At 73.7% G+C, this 19,527-nt stretch carries 14 protein-coding genes; 8 read left to right on the top strand and 6 right to left on the bottom strand.

Annotated features, from left to right (window positions below):
• Positions 1 to 138: 138 nt before the first annotated feature.
• The 3 genes from RCG67_RS11785 to RCG67_RS11775 form a co-directional block, all read right to left on the bottom strand.
• Positions 139 to 1,500, bottom strand: coding sequence for a DUF4192 family protein (locus tag RCG67_RS11785; RefSeq protein WP_368826439.1), 1,362 nt, complete (start codon positions 1,498 to 1,500; stop codon positions 139 to 141).
• A gap of 121 nt (positions 1,501 to 1,621) precedes the next feature.
• Entirely contained in the window at positions 1,622 to 2,917 is a 1,296-nt protein-coding gene (locus RCG67_RS11780) for an MFS transporter (protein WP_368826437.1), read from the bottom strand.
• A gap of 91 nt (positions 2,918 to 3,008) precedes the next feature.
• Entirely contained in the window at positions 3,009 to 3,926 is a 918-nt protein-coding gene (locus RCG67_RS11775; RefSeq protein ID WP_058873689.1) for a proteasome assembly chaperone family protein, read from the bottom strand.
• Positions 3,927 to 4,185: 259 nt separating this feature from the next.
• Here RCG67_RS11775 and RCG67_RS11770 point away from each other — a divergent pair, with 259 nt between their 5' ends.
• From RCG67_RS11770 to RCG67_RS11755, 4 genes are all read left to right on the top strand, one after another.
• The gene (locus RCG67_RS11770) at positions 4,186 to 5,739 is read left to right on the top strand and encodes a leucyl aminopeptidase (protein WP_368826435.1); all 1,554 of its coding nucleotides are present in this window, start codon (positions 4,186 to 4,188) and stop codon (positions 5,737 to 5,739) included.
• 143 nt (positions 5,740 to 5,882) lie between these two features.
• On the top strand, positions 5,883 to 7,250 hold the full coding sequence (gene lpdA / locus RCG67_RS11765) for a dihydrolipoyl dehydrogenase (protein WP_058873691.1): 1,368 nt from the start codon (positions 5,883 to 5,885) through the stop codon (positions 7,248 to 7,250).
• Positions 7,251 to 7,368: 118 nt separating this feature from the next.
• Positions 7,369 to 9,246, top strand: coding sequence for a 2-oxoglutarate dehydrogenase, E2 component, dihydrolipoamide succinyltransferase (gene sucB, locus RCG67_RS11760; RefSeq protein ID WP_368826433.1), 1,878 nt, complete (start codon positions 7,369 to 7,371; stop codon positions 9,244 to 9,246).
• Between the two features lie 132 nt (positions 9,247 to 9,378).
• Positions 9,379 to 9,726, top strand: a complete 348-nt coding sequence (locus RCG67_RS11755) for a hypothetical protein (protein ID WP_368826432.1) — start codon at positions 9,379 to 9,381, stop codon at positions 9,724 to 9,726.
• 37 nt (positions 9,727 to 9,763) lie between these two features.
• Here the strand turns inward: RCG67_RS11755 and RCG67_RS11750 are convergent, their stop codons facing one another.
• Entirely contained in the window at positions 9,764 to 11,416 is a 1,653-nt protein-coding gene (locus tag RCG67_RS11750; RefSeq protein ID WP_368826431.1) for a serine/threonine-protein kinase, read from the bottom strand.
• A 104-nt stretch (positions 11,417 to 11,520) separates the two neighbouring features.
• On the opposite strand from RCG67_RS11750, the gene lipB reads away from it, so the two are divergent.
• The 3 genes from lipB to RCG67_RS11735 all read left to right on the top strand — a co-directional run bounded on the left by lipB (position 11,521) and on the right by RCG67_RS11735 (position 14,222).
• On the top strand, positions 11,521 to 12,222 hold the full coding sequence (lipB, locus tag RCG67_RS11745) for a lipoyl(octanoyl) transferase LipB (protein ID WP_368826429.1): 702 nt from the start codon (positions 11,521 to 11,523) through the stop codon (positions 12,220 to 12,222).
• A gap of 69 nt (positions 12,223 to 12,291) precedes the next feature.
• On the top strand, positions 12,292 to 13,299 hold the full coding sequence (gene lipA, locus RCG67_RS11740; protein ID WP_368826428.1) for a lipoyl synthase: 1,008 nt from the start codon (positions 12,292 to 12,294) through the stop codon (positions 13,297 to 13,299).
• A gap of 125 nt (positions 13,300 to 13,424) precedes the next feature.
• Positions 13,425 to 14,222 carry a DUF4191 domain-containing protein gene (locus tag RCG67_RS11735; protein ID WP_368826427.1) on the top strand — a complete coding sequence of 266 codons (798 nt, stop codon included), beginning with the start codon at positions 13,425 to 13,427 and terminating at the stop codon, positions 14,220 to 14,222.
• A gap of 87 nt (positions 14,223 to 14,309) precedes the next feature.
• On the opposite strand, the gene RCG67_RS11730 is transcribed toward RCG67_RS11735, so the two are convergent.
• A complete protein-coding gene (locus RCG67_RS11730) occupies positions 14,310 to 14,756 on the bottom strand; it encodes an RDD family protein (RefSeq protein ID WP_368826426.1) in 447 nt (148 codons plus the stop codon).
• Positions 14,757 to 14,952: 196 nt separating this feature from the next.
• Between RCG67_RS11730 and glnA the strand changes: the two genes are divergently transcribed.
• On the top strand, positions 14,953 to 16,377 hold the full coding sequence (gene glnA, locus RCG67_RS11725; protein ID WP_368826425.1) for a type I glutamate--ammonia ligase: 1,425 nt from the start codon (positions 14,953 to 14,955) through the stop codon (positions 16,375 to 16,377).
• Between the two features lie 81 nt (positions 16,378 to 16,458).
• Here the strand turns inward: glnA and RCG67_RS11720 are convergent, their stop codons facing one another.
• On the bottom strand, positions 16,459 to 19,524 hold the full coding sequence (locus tag RCG67_RS11720; RefSeq protein ID WP_368826423.1) for a bifunctional [glutamine synthetase] adenylyltransferase/[glutamine synthetase]-adenylyl-L-tyrosine phosphorylase: 3,066 nt from the start codon (positions 19,522 to 19,524) through the stop codon (positions 16,459 to 16,461).
• Between the last annotated feature and the right edge of the window lie 3 nt (positions 19,525 to 19,527).

Genomic DNA, 19,527 nt, shown 5'->3' with positions numbered 1-19,527 from the left:
CCTATGACCCTGTCAAGTCCGTGCGCCGGGCAGAGTCCGGTGCGGCGGGCTTGAAGGGTCCTGACAGCCGGAACCACGCGTGCGCGGGATTTGTTCCCGTTCTGCCGCCGGATCCGAAAAAGCCCGGGACCCGGGGCGTCACGAGTGCCAGGCGGTGGCGCGATCCCGCGCCCAGAGCGGCACGGGACGGGCGTCGGCCAGGCGCAGGACCCGCAGTGCCGACGGGTGACCCGGGACCAGGGCCGTGGCCCGGCGGACGAAGTGCGCGGTGTGGGAACCGCGCGCCCGGAAGCGGTTGAGCTGCGCGAGCTCGACGAGCACGCCCGCGAGCACGGCCCGCTCCAGCGCCGCGTCCGCTCCGTCCCGCCCGGGATCCTCGGTCCGCTCGCCGGGCCCGGCGGGTTCCAGGAGCCAGCCGAGCACCTGCAGCACCCGGTAGAGGGTGTCGAGCAGCGGCCAGTGCGGGGCGTCCGCCCACTCGCCCGTGAGCACGCGGGACAGCCGGACGAGCTCCCCCGCGTCGGGTCCGGGCAGCGGGGCGGGACCCGGACCGGGGTCCGCCCCGGCCTGCGGCCGCCGGGGCACGGCCGGCAGCCGCGCGGGGGCCGGTGCGAGGGTGGGCCCGATCGGGACGCCCTCGGCGCCGGCCTGCGGGTCGTCGACGTCGTCGCACAGCTCGGCCCACATCGCGGCGGCCGCGAGGGCGCCGTCGAGGTCGTCCGTGGCGCAGGCCACGAGGAGCAGGTCGGCGAGCACGGGGTCCGTCAGGCTCGCGGCCAGGAAGCCGAGCAGGTCGTCGTCGTGGCCGAGCACCGCGGGCACGGGGTCCCCGGGCGAGCCCAGGACCCCGGCGAGGACGCCGGCCCAGACGGACAGGGCCGGCACGAGGCGGTCGAGGTGGTGCCAGGCGCCGCCCCCGGCCTGCGCCCAGCGGACCGCGGCGCGCCCGGCGCCCCGGTCGGTTCCGGCCGGCAGGGCCCCGTACTCGTGGTCCATCGCGAGCCGCGGAGCGGCCGCGTACGAGCTGCCGGAGGCCACGAGCGCGGCGTTGACGGCGCTGTCCTCGATGCCGGCGACGTCCTGGACGTCGGCCGGGTCATCGGCCGGCCACCAGCGGTCGCCGGCCACGATCCAGCGCCCCGCCACGGCCCGCCCGGCGCGCCGGGCGGCCTCGTCCACGAGCGCGAGCAGCCCGTCCACCTCGACGGGCCGGCCCCCCGCGGCGGACGTCGTGTACACGATCACGAAGACCCGGTCGCTCAGGACGTCGTGGCCCACGAGGTCGGCGAGCTCGGCGACGAAGGCCGCGCGAAGGCCCTGGTCGGACGGGCGGCCCGGGAGGTCCACGCGCACGCACGCCCCCGCCGTCCCGCCGCCGGCGGCGAACAGGACGAGGGAGTCGGCGGGCCAGTAGCCGAGGGTGTGCGGCACGACGGCGAGCAGGTCGGCCGCGCACCGGACGACGGGGACGAAGGGGTCTCGGATGGGGTGCTGTCTCATGGGCCCAGCGTGGGCGCGGCCGAGGTCCGGGCGCGCCGGTCCGCGCCCGGGCTGTGGACCGGGAGCGGGGCGCGGCTCCCGTTGCCGGCGCGGTGCAGTGCCGACGGACCCGTGCGGCCGGTCAGGCGGCGTCGTGACCGTGCCGGCGGCGCACCTTCCGGGCGGTGGCCAGCACGCCCGCGGTGCCCGCCGCCGCGATCAGGAACTGCGCGGCGATCGCGATCCGGAACGCGTCGGGGGCGTAGAGCTCGTCGCGGAAGCCCGCGGCGTGCAGCACGTCCAGGACGAAGCCGGTGACGAAGATGGCCAGCACGGAGGCGGTGAAGCCGCCCACGTTGACGATGCCCGTGGCGGTGCCCGAGCGCTGGGCCGGGTTGAAGCTGCGGGTGATGTCGAAGGCGATCATGGACGCCGGCATGCTGATCGCGATGACGCACACGGCGGCCAGCACGACCGGGACGGGCGCGGTCCCCGGCCAGACCAGCAGCACGGCCCACGCCGAGAAGATGACGGCGGTGACGCCCAGGGACAGGCGCACCCGGCGGTGCGGGCGGCGGGCGGTGAGCCCGCCCAGGCCTAGGGCCACGGCCAGGTTGGTCAGCACGAAGGAGGTCATCACGAGGGAGACCGTGGTGTCGGACAGGCCCTGGGCGTACTCGAGGTAGGGGTACCCCCACATGAGCACGAACGTGTTGCCCGCGAACTGGGTGGTGAAGTGCACCCAGAACCCGAGCCGGGTCCCGGGCTCGGCCACGCTCTGCCGGAGCACCTGGCCGGTGCGCCGCAGGCCCAGCTCCCGGTTCAGGACGTCCACCCCGGGGGGCGCGTTGCGGAGCAGGGCCGCGGCGAGCACGGCGGCGAGCAGCGCGAGGGAGGCCAGGGACACGAAGGACGGGAACCACCCGGTCAGCTCGAGCAGCCAGGCGAACGGGATGACGGAGACGAGCTGGCCGAGGTTGCCGACCACGCCCAGGAACTGGGTCAGCGGCGGCACCCGCAGCGCGGAGAACCAGGCCGGGATCAGGCGCATCACGCACACGAACGTGGCCGCGTCCCCCGCCCCCACGAGCACCCGTCCGGCCACGCCCTCGCCGACCGTGTCGGCCAGCGCCAGCTGGATCTGCCCCGCCGTCATGAGCAGCGCCCCGGCGGCGACCATGACGCGGGAGCCGAAGCGGTCCACGAGCACGCCCACGGGGATCTGCAGCCCCGCGTAGACGAGGACCTGCATCAGCGAGAACAGCGACAGAGCGGAGGCCGCGGTGCCGAAGCGCTCGGCCGCGTCGACCGACGCGACGCCGAAGCTGGTGCGCTGGGCCACGGCGCTGAAGTAGGCGAAGGTGCCGATCGCGAAGACCAGGTGGGCGCGGCGTGAGTCCTTGCCCGGCTCGTGGGCTCGGTACCGGTCGGACTGCATGCACTTCGCTCTCGGGGGACGGGACCGGGCCGGGACCCGGGACGGCGGGGCCGCCCGGGACGACACCGGGCCGGCCGCGCGCCGGGCGGGCTCAGTCCTGCTCGTCCTCCTGGGCGGCGAGGAAGGCCTCGGCCGCGGCGCCGATCTCGTCGGCGTCGGGGAGCTCGGACTCGTCCCCGACCAGCAGGGAGCGCGGCACCGAGGCGTCGACGACGTCATCGTAGCGCTGTTCCAGGCCGGCCACGACCGCCTGCACCTCGGGCGAGGCGCCGACCTGCTGGTCGATCTGCTGCTCGATCTCGCGGGCCGCCTCGCGCAGCTCGTCCGAGGGCAGGTTCAGCGAGGTCACGGCGCTGATGTGCTCGAGGGCGGCCACGGCGGCGTGCGGCAGGTGCGCCTCGGCCAGGTACTGCGGGACGTGCACGGTGAAGCCGATGTTGTCGATCCCGGCCTCGCCCAGCCGGATCTCGAGGAGCTGGGCGGCCGACGAGCTCATCTCCACGACCGGCTTCCAGGCGTGCTCGGCGGGCAGCAGGTCGGCCCGGTTGCCGTGCACCGAGACGATGAACGGCCGGGTGTGCGGGACCGGCATCGGGATCCCGGAGACGATCGCCACGAGCGAGACGTCCATCCGGCGGGCCAGGCCCACGACGGCCTCCGTGAACCGGTTCCACTGCAGGTCCGGCTCGGGCCCCGTGAGCAGCGCGAAGCTGCGCCCCAGGCCGTCCGTGACCAGCCGGAGGGACAGCTCCGGGTTCTGGAAGCCCTCGAAGTGGTCCTCACGGAAGGTCACGTGCGGGCGGCGGGCGCGGTAGTCGTAGAGCTGGTCCAGGTCGAAACGGGCCACGACCTCGTGCGGCAGGGCCTCCGTGATGGTGTGCTCGATCTGCACGGCCACGTGTCCCGCCTCCGCGTAGCCGGACAGGGCGACGATCAGCGGCAGGCCACGAACCCGGGCGTCCTCGAGCAGAGCGGGATTGCTCAGGTACAGCGAGGTGGGGTCCAGCACAGCTCTTCCTCCTGGGGTGGGTCGGTTCCGGGCGTCCGTGGGGAGACCGGTGGGGCACGCCGGCGGTGGCGGCCCGGATCATGTCAACCATCCGCGGGCACCGCGTTATTCCCCGCCGCACCGGGGGACGCCCGCACCGCGCCGCCGCCCCGGCGCGGCGGCGGGGCGGGGATAGGATCGAGAGCACGCCTGCCGGCCGGGCCGGGCCGCCGGGAGCGGTCCGGACCGGCCGGCCCGGACCTCAGCGAAAGGACGATCCATGCCCGACGTACAGGACCTGCTCGAGCCACGGGGCATCGAGCTCACCGCCACGCACAAGGCCCTGGGCCGGACCGCGGCCCACGCGCTCGTGCTCGCCGTGGAGAAGGGGCGGGAGGGCGAGACCTCGGGCCGGGTCGTGCTCCCCGCCGGGGAGCAGCGCCGGCTCGCCCCCGTGGTGGACGCCGCGGCGGCGCTGCGCGTGAAGGGCGCCGCCGACGAGGTGACCGTGGTGCCGGCCCCGTCGGGGCTGCCGTTCACCGTGGTGGTCCTCACCGGCATCGGCGTCCTGCCCGAGGAGACCGCCGAGCGCGCCGAATCGCTGCGCCGGGCCACCGGCGCGGCCGTGCGACGGCTCGCCGGGACCGACTCCGCGGTGCTCGCGCTGCCCGTCACGACCGAGGAGGACGCCGCCGCGGTCGCCGAGGGCGCCGCGCTGGGCGCCTTCGCCTTCGCCCACCAGCGGGCGGCGACCGCCGCCGGCGTGCAGGCCCCGCTGGCCTCCGCCGTGGTGCACGCCCCCGGGGTGGCGCGTGCCGCGCTGGGCCGGTGCCTCGACCGCGCCGCCGCCCTCGGGCGCGGCGTCCGGGCCGCCCGCACCCTCGTGGACCTCTCCCCCAACGTCATGTTCCCGGAGGCCGTCGCGGACTACGCCCGCCGGGCCGCCAAGGGCACCAGGGTCTCCGTGAGCGTGCTCGCCGAGAAGGAGCTCGCCAAGGGCGGCTACGGAGGGCTCCTGGGCGTGGGACAGGGCTCCGTGCACGGTCCGCGCCTCGTCAAGCTGGAGTACGCCCCGGCGCGCGCCGACAAGCACTACGCCTACGTGGGCAAGGGCATCACCTTCGACTCGGGCGGGCTCTCCCTCAAGCCCCCGGCCTCGATGATGACCATGAAGTCGGACATGGCCGGCGCCGCCGCCGTCCTCGCCGCGGTGCTCACCGCCGCCGAGCTCGAGCTGCCCGTGAAGGTCACCGGGTGGCTGTGCCTGGCCGAGAACCTGCCCTCCTCCACGGCCACCCGTCCCGGCGACGTCATCACCATCCGCGGCGGACGCACCGTCGAGGTGCTCAACACCGACGCCGAGGGACGCCTCGTGCTGGCCGACGGTCTCGTGGCCGCGTGCGAGGAGGGCCCGGACGCCGTCGTCGACATCGCCACCCTGACCGGTGCGCAGATGGTGGCCCTGGGCGCCCGGACGTTCGGGATCATGGGCGACGACGCCCTGCGCACCGCCGTGGCCGAGGCCGCCCGCGGCGCAGGGGAGGCCGGCTGGCCCATGCCGCTGCCCGAGCACCTGCGCCCGTCCCTGGACTCGAAGGTCGCCGACCTCAAGAACATCGGGGACAAGAACGGCGGGATGCTCGTCGCCGGGATCTTCCTGCGCGAGTTCGTCGGCGGCGAGGACGGCGCCCGGGTGCCGTGGGCGCACGTGGACATCGCCGGCCCCTCCTTCAACGAGGGCTCGCCCTACGGCTACACCCCGGCCGAGGGCACGGGAGCGGGCGTGCGCACGCTCGTGCGGCTGCTCGAGGACGCGGTCGCCGGGGGCCGCTGAGCTCCTGCGACACCCCCGCGCCGGAGGGAGCGCCCGCCTGGTCGCTCCCTCCGGCGTAGGGCTAAGGTATGTACGAAACGAACCCGTCACGGGACGGGAGCGACCCACCCGGAACGACGTCAACGCGCAAGGGAGCCAAACACGTGGCCGACAACGAATTCGACATCCTCGTCCTCGGCGGAGGAAGTGCCGGCTACGCGGCCGCGCTGCGGGCCGTCCAGCTCGGCTTCACCGTGGCGCTGGTCGAGAAGAACAAGCTCGGGGGCACGTGTCTCCACTGGGGCTGCATCCCGACCAAGGCCTACCTGCACTCCGCCGAGCTCGCCGAGGACGCCCGGGAGAGCTCCAAGTACGGCATCCACACCACGCTGGAGTCCATCGACATGGCGGCCGTGCGGGAGTACAAGGACAAGATCGTCGCCGGCAAGTTCAAGGGCCTCACGGGCCTGATGAAGATGCGCAAGATCACGGTCGTCGAGGGCGTCGGCAAGCTCACGGGCGAGAACACCGTCGAGGTCGACGGCACCACCTACACCGGGAAGCACATCGTGCTGGCCTCCGGCTCGGTCTCCAAGACCCTGGGCGTCGAGATCGGCGGTCGGGTCATGACCTCGACCGAGGCGCTGGAGATCGACTTCGTGCCCAAGAGCGCGATCGTGCTCGGCGGCGGCGTGATCGGCTGCGAGTTCGCCTCCATGTGGAAGTCCTTCGGCGTGGACGTCACCGTCATCGAGGGCCTGCCCCACCTGGTCGCCAACGAGGACCCGGCGATCGTGAAGGCGCTCGAGCGGGAGTTCAAGAAGCGCGGCATCAAGTCGAACCTCGGCACCTTCTTCGAGAAGGTCGAGCAGGACGACGACGGCGCGAAGGTCACCCTGGCCGACGGCAAGGTCTTCGAGGCCGACATCGTCCTGGTCGCCGTGGGCCGGGGCCCGAACACCGCCGACATGGGCTACGAGGAGCAGGGCATCCCCATGGACCGCGGCTTCGTCACCCCGGACGAGCGCCTGCACACCGGCGTTGGCAGCATCTACGCGATCGGCGACATCGTCCCCGGCGTGCAGCTCGCCCACCGCGGCTACCAGCAGGGACGGTTCGTGGCCGAGGAGATCGCCGGGCTGAACCCGGCCGTGGTCGAGGACGTCAACATCCCCAAGGTCACGTTCACCGAGCCCGAGATCGCCTCCGTCGGATACAACGAGCCGCAGGCCAAGGAGAAGTTCGGCGAGGACAACGTCGAGGTCGCCGAGTACAACCTCGCCGGCAACGGCAAGAGCTCGATCCTGGGCACCGGCGGCATGATCAAGCTCGTGCGCGAGAAGGACGGGCCGATCATCGGCTTCCACGCCATCGGCAAGCGCATCAGCGAGCAGATCGGCGAGGGCCAGCTCATCGTCAACTGGGAGGCCTACCCCGAGGACGTCGCCGCGTTCGTGCACGCCCACCCCACCCAGAACGAGGCCATCGGCGAGGCGGCCATGGCACTCGCCGGGACGCCGCTGCACGGCTGAGCGCGCCGTGACCCCGCCCGGCCGGGCGGGGTCTCCCCAGCATCCCGGCACCGGGCCACCACCCGGAGCGCACCATCGAAGGCACCATCGAAGGCACCGAAAGAGAGACGGTCGGACCATGTCAGAAACCGTAAACCTGCCCGCACTGGGCGAATCCGTGACCGAGGGCACCGTGACCCGGTGGCTCAAGCAGGTCGGTGACGAGGTCGCCGTCGACGAGCCGCTGCTGGAGGTCTCCACCGACAAGGTCGACACCGAGGTCCCCTCCCCCGTGGCCGGGACCCTGCTGGAGATCCGGGTGCAGGAGGACGAGGACGCCGAGGTCGGCCAGGTCCTGGCGATCATCGGCTCCGGGTCCGCCCCCTCCGGGGACGAGCCCAGCGAGAAGCCCGCCGAGGACACCTCCGGGCAGGAGGCCGAGGACGCCGCGACCGAGGCGGAGACCCCGGAGGCGACCGACGAGGCCGCCGAGCAGGAGCCCTCCGGTGACGAGTCCTCCGGTGACGAGCAGGCCCCCAAGGCCGAGGCCCAGGAGACGGGCGAGGGCAGCGAGATCACCCTGCCCGCACTGGGCGAGTCCGTGACCGAGGGCACCGTGACCCGGTGGCTCAAGCAGGTCGGTGACGAGGTCGCCGTCGACGAGCCGCTGCTGGAGGTCTCCACCGACAAGGTCGACACCGAGGTCCCCTCCCCCGTGGCCGGGACCCTGCTGGAGATCCGGGTGCAGGAGGACGAGGACGCCGAGGTCGGCCAGGTCCTGGCGATCATCGGCTCCGGGTCCGCCCCCTCCGGGGACGAGCCCAGCGAGAAGCCCGCCGAGAAGTCTGCCGACAAGCCGGCGGAGAAGCCGGCCGAGAAGCAGCCGGCGAAGCAGTCCACCGACGGCGGCGAGGGCTACGAGGGCTCCTCGTCCGGGAAGCAGGAGAAGGCGCCGTCCCGCGACGAGGCCCTGGTCGAGACCGAGGAGCCCGTGCTGGCCGACACCTCCGGGGACGAGCAGCAGGACGCGGCGCAGCGCGACGGCGCCCGCACCGAGAAGGCGGAGGCCCCGACCGGTGACAACTCGTCCTACGTGACCCCACTGGTGCGCAAGCTCGCCAAGAAGGAGGGCGTGGACCTCTCCACGCTCACCGGCACCGGTGTGGGCGGGCGCATCCGCAAGCAGGACGTGCTGGCCGCCGCCGAGCAGCAGAAGGGCGGCGAGGCTGCCGCCGAACCGGCCGCCGCCGCACCGGCGCAGGAGGCCGCCCCGGCCGCGCCGAAGGCGGACGCCAAGCGCGGGACCACGGAGAAGGCTCCGCGGATCCGGATGACGATCGCCCAGCGCATGCGCGAGTCGCTGCAGGAGGCCGCCCAGCTGACCCAGGTGACCGAGGTCGACATGACCCGGGTGGCCGTGCTGCGCGACCGGGCGAAGGCCAAGTTCCAGCAGCGGGAGGGCGCCAAGCTCACCTACCTGCCGTTCTTCGCCAAGGCGGTGGCCGAGGCGCTGCAGGCCCACCCCAAGCTCAACGCCACCTTCAAGGAGGCCGAGAAGGAGATCGTCTACAACGGCTCGGAGAACATCGCCATCGCGGTGGACACCCCGAAGGGTCTGCTGGTGCCGGTCATCAAGAACGCCGGCGACCTCAACCTCGGCGGCCTGGCCAAGCAGATCGCCGATCTCGGCTCCCGGGCCAAGGACGGCAACATCACGCCGGACGACCTCACCGGGGGCACGTTCACGATCACGAACCTCGGCTCCTTCGGGGCCCTGTTCGACACCCCGATCATCAACCAGCCGCAGGTCGCCATCCTCGGCACGGGGTCGATCGTGAAGCGCCCGATGGTCGTCTCCGACGCGGACGGCAACGACACCATCGCCATCCGTCAGATGTGCTACCTGTCGCTGACCTACGACCACCGCCTGGTCGACGGCGCGGACGCGGGCCGGTTCCTCCAGGCGCTCAAGGCGCGCCTGGAGGAGGGCCGCTTCGAGTCCGAGGTCGGTCTCTGACCGGGCCGGTCGTGGTCCCCGGCCCCCGCTGAGCACCGGCGGAGAGCACCGGACTCCGGGAGGGCGTGTTCCTGATCACAGGGAGCACGCCCTCCCGGCGTGCGCGGGCGGACCTCCGATAGGCTCGGAAGCATGACCTTCCTGACCGGACTCCTCGTCTTCCTGCACCTCGTCGGCGCCGCGATCATCGTGGGCACCTGGATCTACACCATGAAGCGCCCCACGGTGTCCCCCGGCCAGTTCCACGCCTCGCTGCTGAGCCTGGTGACCGGGCTCCTGCTCGTGGCGATCTACGAGATGGGCGACGGCGACGTCAACCACGTCAAGGTCGCCGTGAAGCTGCTCGTCGCTCTCGCGGTGGCGGTCGCCGCCTTCGTGGGGCAGCGGAGGACCAAGCGCGGGGAGACGGTCTCGACCGGCCTGGCCCACGCCGTGGGCGGGCTGGCACTGACCAACATGGCGGTCGCCACGCTCTGGTGACCCGCGTCCCCCACCACCGGACCCCCGGCGCTGCCCGTCAGCCCCGGGGGTCCTGCCGTGCCGGGTCCCACCGTGCCGGCTCCCGCTGCTCCGGACCCGGCGGCACCGTCGGGCCGGCCACGGCCTCCACCCCGGTCAGCCGCCAGCCCTGCTCGCCCTGGGCCAGGACGGCGAGGACCGTCTGCACCCATCCGTCCCCCGCCGGCACCACGGACGGTGCCGCTCCCGGCCGGCCCGGGTAGCCCTCCACCCGCACCTCGGCGACCAGCGCGACCGTGCCCGGCCCCGAGGACCCCGCGGGGGCCTCACGGATGCTCCCGACCTCGAGCTCGAGCGCGGAGAAGATCCCTGCGCCCCGGGCGATGGTCTCCCGGTCCGCCGCCGCCGCCTCGCTCCCCGCCGCGTACACCTCCTCCAGCAGACGTGCGTCCCCCGTGCGCAGGGCCTCGCCGCGCCGCGCCACCAGGACCCGCAGCGCCTTGCGGGGATCTGCGACGTCGGCGGGGTCCTGCCGTGTCCCGCCCCCGGGCCCGGCGCCCGGACCGGCCCTGCCCGTCGGCCCGGACGCGACGGGCCCGGGCGCGAGGGACCCGGGCGCGAGGGGCCCGGGACCGAGGGAGCGCAGCGGGACCGACCACTCCGCGCGGCCCGACGAGGCGGCCGGATCCGGCACGACCGCCGGGTCCGGCGTCGTCGCCGGGAACGGGTCGCCGTCCCCGGGCAGGAGCAGGGCGGCGCTGCCGGCGGCCAGCAGCAGTGCCACCGCGAGCACCGCCCGTCGCCTGCCGGCCCGGGGCCGCGCCGGGCCGGCAGGCGGGCTCCCCGGCCCGCGCGGGGTCGGCTCCCCGTCCCGCACGAGCAGGCCGGCCAGGTCCGCGGCGGTCGGCCGGGCGGCCGGATCGGCCTCCAGGGCGGCCTCGACCGCCCGGACGAGTCCGGCGGGGGCGCCGGGGCACAGCAGCGCCAGGGGCACGTGCCGTGCCTGCCGTGCCGGGGCCCGCCCGGTGAGCGCCGCCCACCCCACCGCGCCGAGCGCCCGGACGTCCTCCGCCGGGCTGCCGCCCCCCGTGCCGGCCCGCACGGCGGCTCGGAGCCCGGCCCCGTCCGTGGCCGCCGTGGCGCGGAGCAGGACCTGCCGGGCCGAGAGCTCTCCGTGGCACCGGCCGAGGGCGTGCAGGGCCGCCAGGCCGGTCGCGGCGTCCCGGAGCAGCGCGGCCGCCCCGGCGGGCTCCAGCCGGCCGCGCTCGGCCAGCCGGTCGGCGAGCGAGCCGCCCGCGACGAAGTCCTCGACCAGCCCCACGGGTGCCGCCGCCGGGCCCAGCAGCCCGCGCACGGCCACGAGACAGGGCTCCTCCCGGCCCGCCAGGGCGACCGCGAGCGAGAGGGCCGCGGCCCGCGACCGGTCGCGCTCCGGGCCCGGCTCCTCCGGGCAGGGACGCAGGACGAAGTGCTCCCCGGACCGCGTCTCCCGCACCAGCCACGAGCGTCCGCCCAGGCGGCGCACCGGCTCCAGCCCGTCCTCGGGCGGCAGCCGCGGAGGCGTCTCCTCCGCCGGCGCGCCTCCGGACGGGCCGGGGCGGCCGTGCGCACGGTCGTCCCGGACGGCCGCGGCGAGCCGTGCCCGGGCGGAGGCGGGCGGGCCCGGGGTGCCCTCGTGGTGGCCGCCGTGCGCGGCGGGGCGCTGGTCCATGGCCCCAGCATGCCCGCCCGGCGCCCGGGGCCGCGGGCGCCGTCCACAGCCCGCCGCGCGGCCCTCCGGCTCGCGCAGGGCCGGGCGCGCGATAGGCTGGGGACATGTCCCTCTGCTTCGAACGGCTCGGCTTCGATCCGCACCTCGTCGACTACCGCTCAGCGCTGGAGCTGCAGAAGAACGTGCACCGCGAGGTCGTCGCGGGCGAGCGGGCCAACACCGTGCTGCTGCTGGAGCACCCCCCGGTCTACACGGCCGGTCGGCGCACCGAGCCCCACGAGCACCCCACCGACGGGACCGAGGTCGTGGAGATCGGCCGCGGGGGCAAGCTCACCTACCACGGCCCGGGGATGCTCGTCGGCTATCCCATCGTCCGGCTGACCACGCCCATCGACGTCGTGCGCTTCGTGCGCCTGCTCGAGGAGATCATCCTGGCCGTGGTCGCGGACTTCGGGGTTCGGGCCACGACCGTGGCGGGCCGCTCCGGGGCGTGGGTGCTCGCGGACGAGCGCGGGCCGGACCGCAAGGTCGCCGCCATCGGCGTGCAGGTCTCCAAGCGGGCCACCATGCACGGCTTCGCCCTGAACTGCTCCAACGACCTGCGGCCGTTCGGCAAGATCATCCCGTGCGGCATCACCGACGCCTCCGTCACGAGCCTCTCGCAGGAGACGGGCCGGCTCGTGACCCCGGAGGCGGTGGTCGCGCGCATGGAGCAGGAAATATCCGCCCGCCGGGACGAGTTGTGCGAACAGTTCGTCCCGTCAGGGACCCCGGGTCCGCTGCCCTGGCCCACCGCCGTCAGCTGACCTGCGCCGCCCCGGGACCGCCGGGACCGTGAGCGCATCACCGTCGACATCTCGACAAGGAGACCGACCATGACCGTTGCCCCCGAGGGCCGCCGCCTGCTGCGCGTCGAGGCGCGCAACGCCGAGACGCCCATCGAGAAGAAGCCGTCCTGGCTGAAGAACACGGCGCGGATGGGCCCCGAGTTCCAGGAGCTGAAGTCCCTCGCCCGCGGCAAGGGCCTGCACACCGTGTGCGAGGAGGCCGGCTGCCCCAACATCTACGAGTGCTGGGAGGACCGGGAGGCCACGTTCCTCATCGGCGGCTCCAAGTGCACCCGCCGCTGCGACTTCTGCGACATCGCCACCGGCAAGCCCGACCTGCTGGACGTCACCGAGCCCCGCAAGGTGGCCGAGTCCGTCAAGGAGCTCGGACTGCGCTACGCGACCGTCACGGGCGTGGCCCGCGACGACCTCGACGACGGCGGCGCCTGGCTGTACGCGGAGACCATCCGCGCGATCCACACGCTGAACCCGAACACCGGCGTGGAGATCCTGATCCCGGACTTCCAGGGCGTGCCCGACCGGCTGCAGCAGGTCATCGACGCCGAGCCCGAGGTCTTCGCCCACAACGTGGAGACGGTCCCGCGCATCTTCCGCCAGATCCGGCCCGCCTTCACCTACGAGCGCTCCCTGGACGTCATCACCCAGGGCAAGGACGCCGGGATGATCACCAAGTCCAACCTCATCCTCGGGATGGGCGAGACGAACCAGGAGATCTACGAGGCGCTGTGCGACCTCAACGACGCCGGGTGCGACATCATCACCCTCACCCAGTACCTGCGCCCCTCCCCGCTGTTCCACCCGATCGACCGGTGGGTCAAGCCCGAGGAGTTCGTGGAGTTCTCCGAGATGGCCGAGGAGATCGGCTTCCTGGGCGTCATGGCGGGCCCGATGGTCCGGTCCTCGTACCGCGCCGGCCGGCTGTGGGCCCGTGCCATGGAGAAGTCGGGCCGGCCGATCCCGTCCCACCTGGCGCACATCGAGGACACCGGCAGCGCCTCCCAGGAGGCGTCCTCGCTCGTCCAGCGACTCCGCTGAGGACCGGCGGGCGCCGCCCCGCCCACCCGCTAAACTGGAGGACGGACCGCGGCCGGGCGCTCTCGCGCGCCGGCATCGCGGGTCCGCCGGAACACCGCCACCGCACCACAGGACGAGGTCTCACCGTGTCACCTTCCCACGCCAAGTCGCGCCCGACGTCGCGATCCTCCTCCCCCGGGAAGCCTGCGGGGAAGCCGACCGGGAAGCCCACCCGGGCGCAGAAGCGCGAGGCGAAGCGGCAGCGGAAGGCGACCAAGGGGCCGGGCTTCCTCAGCCAGATCAAGCAGGTCTTCAAGATGACCCGCGAGGTCGAGCCCAACATCGGCTGGTGGATGCTGCTGATCGGCCTCGGCGTCCTCCTCGCCTTCCTGCTCGTGGGCGTCCTGCTCGGCAACTGGATCACCGGGCTGCTCGTCGGCCTGCCCTTCGCGCTGCTCGCCGCCTCGTTCTACCTCTCCCGGCGGGCCGAGCGCGCCGCGTTCGCCCGGATCGAGGACCAGCCCGGGGCCGCCGGCGCCGCGCTGTCCGCGCTGCGCCGCGGCTGGATCGTCGAGGACCAGCCCGCGGCCATGGATCCCCGCACCCGCGACCTCATCTTCCGCGCCATCGGCCGTCCCGGCGTGGTCCTCGTGACCGAGGGGCCCGCGGGCCGGGTCGACAAGCTCGTCGCCAAGGAGCGCCGCCGGATCGGCCCCGTGATCCAGAACGTGCCGATCCACGTCATCAAGACCGGCAAGGGCGAGGGCCAGGTGCCGCTGCGCGAGCTGTCCAAGCAGATGAAGAAGCTCGACAAGAAGCTCACCCAGCAGGAGGTGCAGACCGTGCACAAGCGGATCAGCACCCTGGGCAACCGGCTGCCGATCCCCAAGGGCGTGGACCCGATGCGCGCCCGCCCGGACCGCAGGGCCATGCGCGGCCGCTGAGCCGCGGGTCTGCCCGACGACGACGGAGCCCCTCGCCTTCCGCAGAAGGCGAGGGGCTCCGTCGTCGTCGGGCGCCGTGCCGGTGCCTCAGCGGGTGCGGACCAGGACCGTGTCCACCGCCCGGTCGTGCAGGCCGCGCTGGTCCGGGTCGAACACGACCGCCGGGATCACCAGGCACAGCAGCAGGGAGCGGACCACGGCCCGGGCGAAGCCCGCGGGCCGCCCGGCCAGCGTCTGCACCTGCAGACCCAGCAGCAGGTGCCCCGGGGTGTGGCCGGTCGCGCCGACCAGCAGCACGTTGAGCAGGAACAGGAACGCCAGGGTCATCAGTCCCTGCTCGTTCCACTGGGGCACGAGCCACTGGGCGAGGGCCCAGCACAGGTACCAGTCCAGCACCAGGGCCACGATCCGCCGCCCCACACGTCCCACGGAGCCCGGCCCCTGCTCCGGGCGCCCGAGGCGCTGCCCCGGGTACTCCTGCCGGCCGGTCCCCGGACCCTCGAGCCACGAGCCCACATCACGTCTGTCGATCATCCCCCCAGGGTATCGGGGAGGGACTCCCCTAGACTGGCGGGAGACCGTGGCTCCCCCGGGCCCTCCTGCGTAACACCGAGGAAACACCCGGGACACGGAGCCTTAATGCCCGGTCCGTAGCGTTGTCCCCGGAAACGGACGCCGACCCAGCGCACCTGGCACGGCGGGCCAGCCCACCTAACAAGGAGAACAGCACATGTTCCAGACACCCGAGGAAGTCCTCGCCTTCATCAAGGACGAGGAGATCGTCTTCGTCGACGTCCGGTTCACGGACATGCCCGGCGTGCAGCAGCACTTCAACCTCCCCGCCAAGTCGGTGGACGACGACTTCTTCGTGCACGGGCAGCTGTTCGACGGCTCCTCCATCCGCGGCTTCCAGGGCATCGCCGAGTCCGACATGCAGCTCATCCCGGACCCCACCTCGGCGTTCGTGGACCCCTTCCGTGTCGAGAAGACCCTCGTGGTCACCTGCTCGATCGTGAACCCCCGCACCGGTGAGCCCTACCACCGCGACCCCCGCGGCGTCGCCGAGCGCGCCGAGGCCTACATGGCGTCGACCGGCATCGCCGACGTCGCCAACTTCGCCTCCGAGGCCGAGTTCTTCATCTTCGAGGACGTCCGCTACGACATCCAGCCGCAGGGCTCCTTCTACGCCATCGACTCCGACGAGGCCGCCTGGAACACCGGCCGCAAGGAGGAGGGCGGGAACCTCGGCAACAAGACCGCCACCAAGGGCGGCTACTTCCCCGTCTCCCCGGTCGACAAGCAGGCCGACCTGCGCGACGCCATGTGCGTGGCCCTGGACGAGGTGGGCCTCGAGGTCGAGCGCTCCCACCACGAGGTGGGCGCCCCCGGTCAGGCCGAGATCAACTACCGGTTCAACACCCTGACCAAGGCCGCGGACGACCTGCAGAAGTTCAAGTACGTCATCAAGAACACCGCGGACGCCTTCGGCAAGTCGGCCACGTTCATGCCCAAGCCCGTCTTCAACGACAACGGCTCCGGCATGCACTGCCACCAGTCCCTGTGGAAGGGCAGCGAGCCGCTGTTCTACGACGAGAAGGGCTACGCGGGCCTGTCCGACCTCGCCCGCTGGTACATCGGCGGCCTGCTCCAGCACTCCTCGGCCGTGCTGGCCTTCACCAACCCGACGGTCAACTCCTACCGCCGCCTGGTCAAGGGCTTCGAGGCCCCGGTCAACATGGTGTACTCGCAGGGCAACCGCTCCGCCGGCATCCGCATCCCGATCACGGGCACGAACCCGAAGGCCAAGCGCCTCGAGTTCCGCGCCCCGGACCCCTCCTGCAACCCGTACCTGGCGTTCGCCGCCCAGCTGATGGCGGGCCTCGACGGCATCCGCAACCGCATCGAGCCGGCCGACCCGATCGACAAGGACCTCTACGAGCTGCCCGCCGAGGAGGCCAAGGACATCAAGAAGGCCCCGGCCTCGCTCGAGGAGGCGCTGCTGGCCCTGGAGGAGGACCACGAGTTCCTGCTCGCCGGCGACGTCTTCACCGAGGACACCATCCAGTCCTGGATCGAGTACAAGCGCGAGTTCGAGCTCAAGCCGCTGTCCGTGGTCCCGCACCCGCTGGAGTTCTCCATGTACTACGGCGTCTGAGCCGCACCGCTCCACCGGGAAGGCCCCGGACCCCTTCGAGGGGTCCGGGGCCTTCCCCGTGTCGTTGTCGGCCCGGAGTCGTCAGTGCCCGTAGAAGAGACGCTCGAAGACGGCGCGGGCCTTGCGGGTGGTGCGCAGGTAGTCCTCCTCGAGCCGGCCGGCGCCGCCGTGCTCGTACCCGCACCAGCGGGCCACCGCCTCGAGGTCGGCGCGCTTCGAGGGCAGGGCGTCGGAGCGGCGCCCGGTGCGCAGGACGTTGCCGTTGCGCACCGCGGTGGCGAGCCGCCACGCGGCGGACAGGGCCGTGGCGTCCTCGGCCGTGACGAGGCCCGCCTCCTCCGCGGCGTGCAGGGCCGGCAGGGTGCTCGTGGTCCGCAGCCCCTGGACGCGGTGCCCGTGCTGCAGCTGCAGCGTCTGGACGAGCCACTCGACGTCCGAGAGACCGCCCCGCCCCAGCTTCACGTGCCGGGACGGATCCGCGCCGCGCGGCATCCGCTCGTTCTCCACGCGGGCCTTCATCCGCCGGATCTCCAGCAGCTGGCGCTCGGTGAACTCCTCCGGGTAGCGGCGCGGGTCGATGACGCGCCGGAAGGCGTCGGCCAGCTCGTCGCTGCCGGCCACGGGCAGGGCCCGGGTGAGGGCCTGGAACTCCCAGGTCTGCGCCCACCGGGCGTAGTACTCGGCGTAGGAGTCGACGGAGCGCACCATGGGCCCCTGCTTGCCCTCGGGGCGCAGGTCGTTGTCGATCTCCAGCACCCGCTCCGCCACGATGGGCGGCGTGCAGGGCGCCTTGAGCAGCTGCACCATCCGCTGCAGCAGCGTCTCGGCCTGCTGCCGGGCCGCCGCGGGGTCCGCGTCCCCCGCCGGGGCGTAGACGTACATGACGTCGGCGTCGGAGCCGTAGCCGATCTCCCGCCCGCCCTGCCGGCCCATGGCCACGACCAGGACGTCGGCGAGCCGCCCGTCCCGCTCGTAGACCTCCCGCTCCGCCACGTGCAGGGCGCCCAGGATGCACGCCCGGTCGATGTCGGACAGCGCCTCCACGACCTGCTCGACCTCGAGCAGCCCGGAGGTGTCCGCGAGCGCCACGCGCAGCTCCTCGCGGCGGCGGATCAGCCGGATCATCCGCACGGCCTCCCCGGGGTCGGGGTGGCGGGCCATCTGGGCGCGGATCTCGCTCCACAGGGTCTCGAAGGGCACCGGGCAGAGCTCGTCGTCCTGGCCGAGCCAGGCGGTCGCCTCCGGGGAGTTCTCCAGCAGGTCGGTGACGTACCGGGAGCTCGAGAGGATCTGGCACAGCCGCTCCGCGGCGGCGTTCGAGTCGCGCAGCAGCCGCAGGAACCACGGGGTGGTGCCGAGGGACTCGGAGAGCCGCCGGAAGCCCAGCAGCCCGGCGTCGGCGTCGACGCCGTCGGCCAGCCACTGCAGGAGCACGGGCAGCAGGGTGCGCAGGATCTCGGCCCGCCGGCTGACGCCGCGGGTGAGCGCCTCGATGTGCCGCACCGCGGCCTTCGGGTCCCGGTAGCCGAGGGCGGCCAGCCGGTCCCGCACCGACTCCGGCGAGAGCTGGGTGTCGGTGTCGGGCAGGTGCGCCAGGGCCGCGAGCAGCGGCCGGTAGAAGATCCGCTCGTGCATCCCCCGCACGCTGCGCTTGATCCTGCGCCACTCCTCGAGCAGCGAGTCGCCGGAGGGGCGGGCGGTGTCGGCGGCGCCGCGCAGCGACCGGGCGATGACCGTGAGCTCCCGCTCCGCGCGCGGCATGAGGTGGGTGCGGCGCAGGCGGTACAGCTGGATGCGGTGCTCGAGCAGGCGCAGCCAGCGGTAGTGGGCGGAGAACTGCTCGCTGTCCTGACGGCCGATGTAGCCGCCCTCGGAGAGCGCGGTGAGGGACTCGGTCGTGGCCTGCGTCCGGACCCGCTCGTCCGTGCGCCCGTGCACCAGCTGCAGGAGCTGGACGGTGAACTCGACGTCGCGCAGGCCGCCGGGGCCCAGCTTGATCTGGCGCTCGCCCTCGGCGGCCGGGATGTTGTCGGTGACCCTGCGCCGCATGGCCTGCACGGACTCGACGAAGCCCTCGCGCGCGGAGCTGCGCCACACGAACGGCTCGATGGCCTCCCGGTAGGCCGCCCCGAGCTCCGGGTCCCCGGCGACGGGGCGGGCCTTGAGGAGGGCCTGGAACTCCCAGGACTCGGCCCACCGCTCGTAGTAGCGCACGTGCGAGTCCAGGGTGCGCACGAGCGGGCCGTCCTTGCCCTCGGGCCGGAGGTTGGCGTCCACCTCCCAGAGGGGCGGTTCCGTGCCGCGGGACATGAGCGCCCGGGCGGTGCCGGTGGCGAGGGCCGTGCCGATGACGGTGGCCTCCGCCCCGTCCAGGGGCTCGGCGCCCTCCGGGTCCTCGACGGCCATGACGTGGACGACGTCGACGTCGGAGATGTAGTTCAGCTCCCGCGCGCCGCACTTGCCCATTCCGATCACGGCGAGCCGCACCCGGTCGACGGTCTCGGGGGCCCAGGTGCCGGCCGCCTCCGCACGGGACACGGCGAGCGCCGCCTCGAGGGCCGCGGCGGCGAGGTCGGCCAGCTGACGGCCCACGGCGGGCATGTGGTCGGCGGGGTAGAGCGCCCCGACGTCGCGGATGGCGATGCGCGCGAGCTCCCGCCGGTAGGCGACGCGCAGGGCGCTGCAGGCGGTGTCGCCGGTCTCGGCGGCCACCGGGGTGCGCGCGGCGGGGTCCGCGCCGACCGACGTCAGCAGCGCGGCGCGGAACTGCTCCGCGGGGATCTCCTCGGGCTCGGCGGCGGCGGGCTCCGCGAGCAGGTCCAGGTGCTCGGGGCGCCGGAGCAGGAACTCCCCGAGCGCCTCGGAGGCCCCCAGCAGCCGGAACATGGTCTCGGAGGCCTCCGGGCCGGCGTTGATCCGCTCGGCGAGCTCCGGGGAGCCCTCGAGGAGCCGGACGGTGAGCTGCAGGGCGACGTCGGGCGACGCCGCCAGCGACAGCCCCTCCAGGAGCCGGTCCAGGTCGACCTCGGCGAGCTCGGGGAAGCCGAGCCAGCGCTGGGCGTTGCCCGTGTCGGCGAAGCCGACCTTGATGAGCCGCCCGGACGCGACGGGGTCCGTGGCGGCGGCCGACTGGGGAGGGTGTGTCATGGG

The sequence above is a fragment of the Kocuria cellulosilytica genome, from assembly GCF_040981245.1.
Lineage (GTDB): Bacteria > Actinomycetota > Actinomycetes > Actinomycetales > Micrococcaceae > Kocuria > Kocuria cellulosilytica.
Note: the sequence above shows the minus strand (reverse complement) of the source record. Positions and strands in the feature narration are given on the sequence as shown.

Excerpts from the sequence above, each read along its gene's own strand:
- RCG67_RS11785 (WP_368826439.1), bottom strand. The coding sequence starts at position 1,500 with ATGAGACAGCACCCCATCCGAGACCCCTTCGTCCCCGTCGTCCGGTGC.
- RCG67_RS11780 (WP_368826437.1), bottom strand. The coding sequence starts at position 2,917 with ATGCAGTCCGACCGGTACCGAGCCCACGAGCCGGGCAAGGACTCACGC.
- RCG67_RS11770 (WP_368826435.1), top strand. The coding sequence starts at position 4,186 with ATGCCCGACGTACAGGACCTGCTCGAGCCACGGGGCATCGAGCTCACC.
- sucB (WP_368826433.1), top strand. The coding sequence starts at position 7,369 with ATGTCAGAAACCGTAAACCTGCCCGCACTGGGCGAATCCGTGACCGAG.
- RCG67_RS11755 (WP_368826432.1), top strand. The coding sequence starts at position 9,379 with ATGACCTTCCTGACCGGACTCCTCGTCTTCCTGCACCTCGTCGGCGCC.
- RCG67_RS11750 (WP_368826431.1), bottom strand. The coding sequence starts at position 11,416 with ATGGACCAGCGCCCCGCCGCGCACGGCGGCCACCACGAGGGCACCCCG.
- lipB (WP_368826429.1), top strand. The coding sequence starts at position 11,521 with ATGTCCCTCTGCTTCGAACGGCTCGGCTTCGATCCGCACCTCGTCGAC.
- lipA (WP_368826428.1), top strand. The coding sequence starts at position 12,292 with ATGACCGTTGCCCCCGAGGGCCGCCGCCTGCTGCGCGTCGAGGCGCGC.
- RCG67_RS11730 (WP_368826426.1), bottom strand. The coding sequence starts at position 14,756 with ATGATCGACAGACGTGATGTGGGCTCGTGGCTCGAGGGTCCGGGGACC.
- glnA (WP_368826425.1), top strand. The coding sequence starts at position 14,953 with ATGTTCCAGACACCCGAGGAAGTCCTCGCCTTCATCAAGGACGAGGAG.
- RCG67_RS11720 (WP_368826423.1), bottom strand. The coding sequence starts at position 19,524 with ATGACACACCCTCCCCAGTCGGCCGCCGCCACGGACCCCGTCGCGTCC.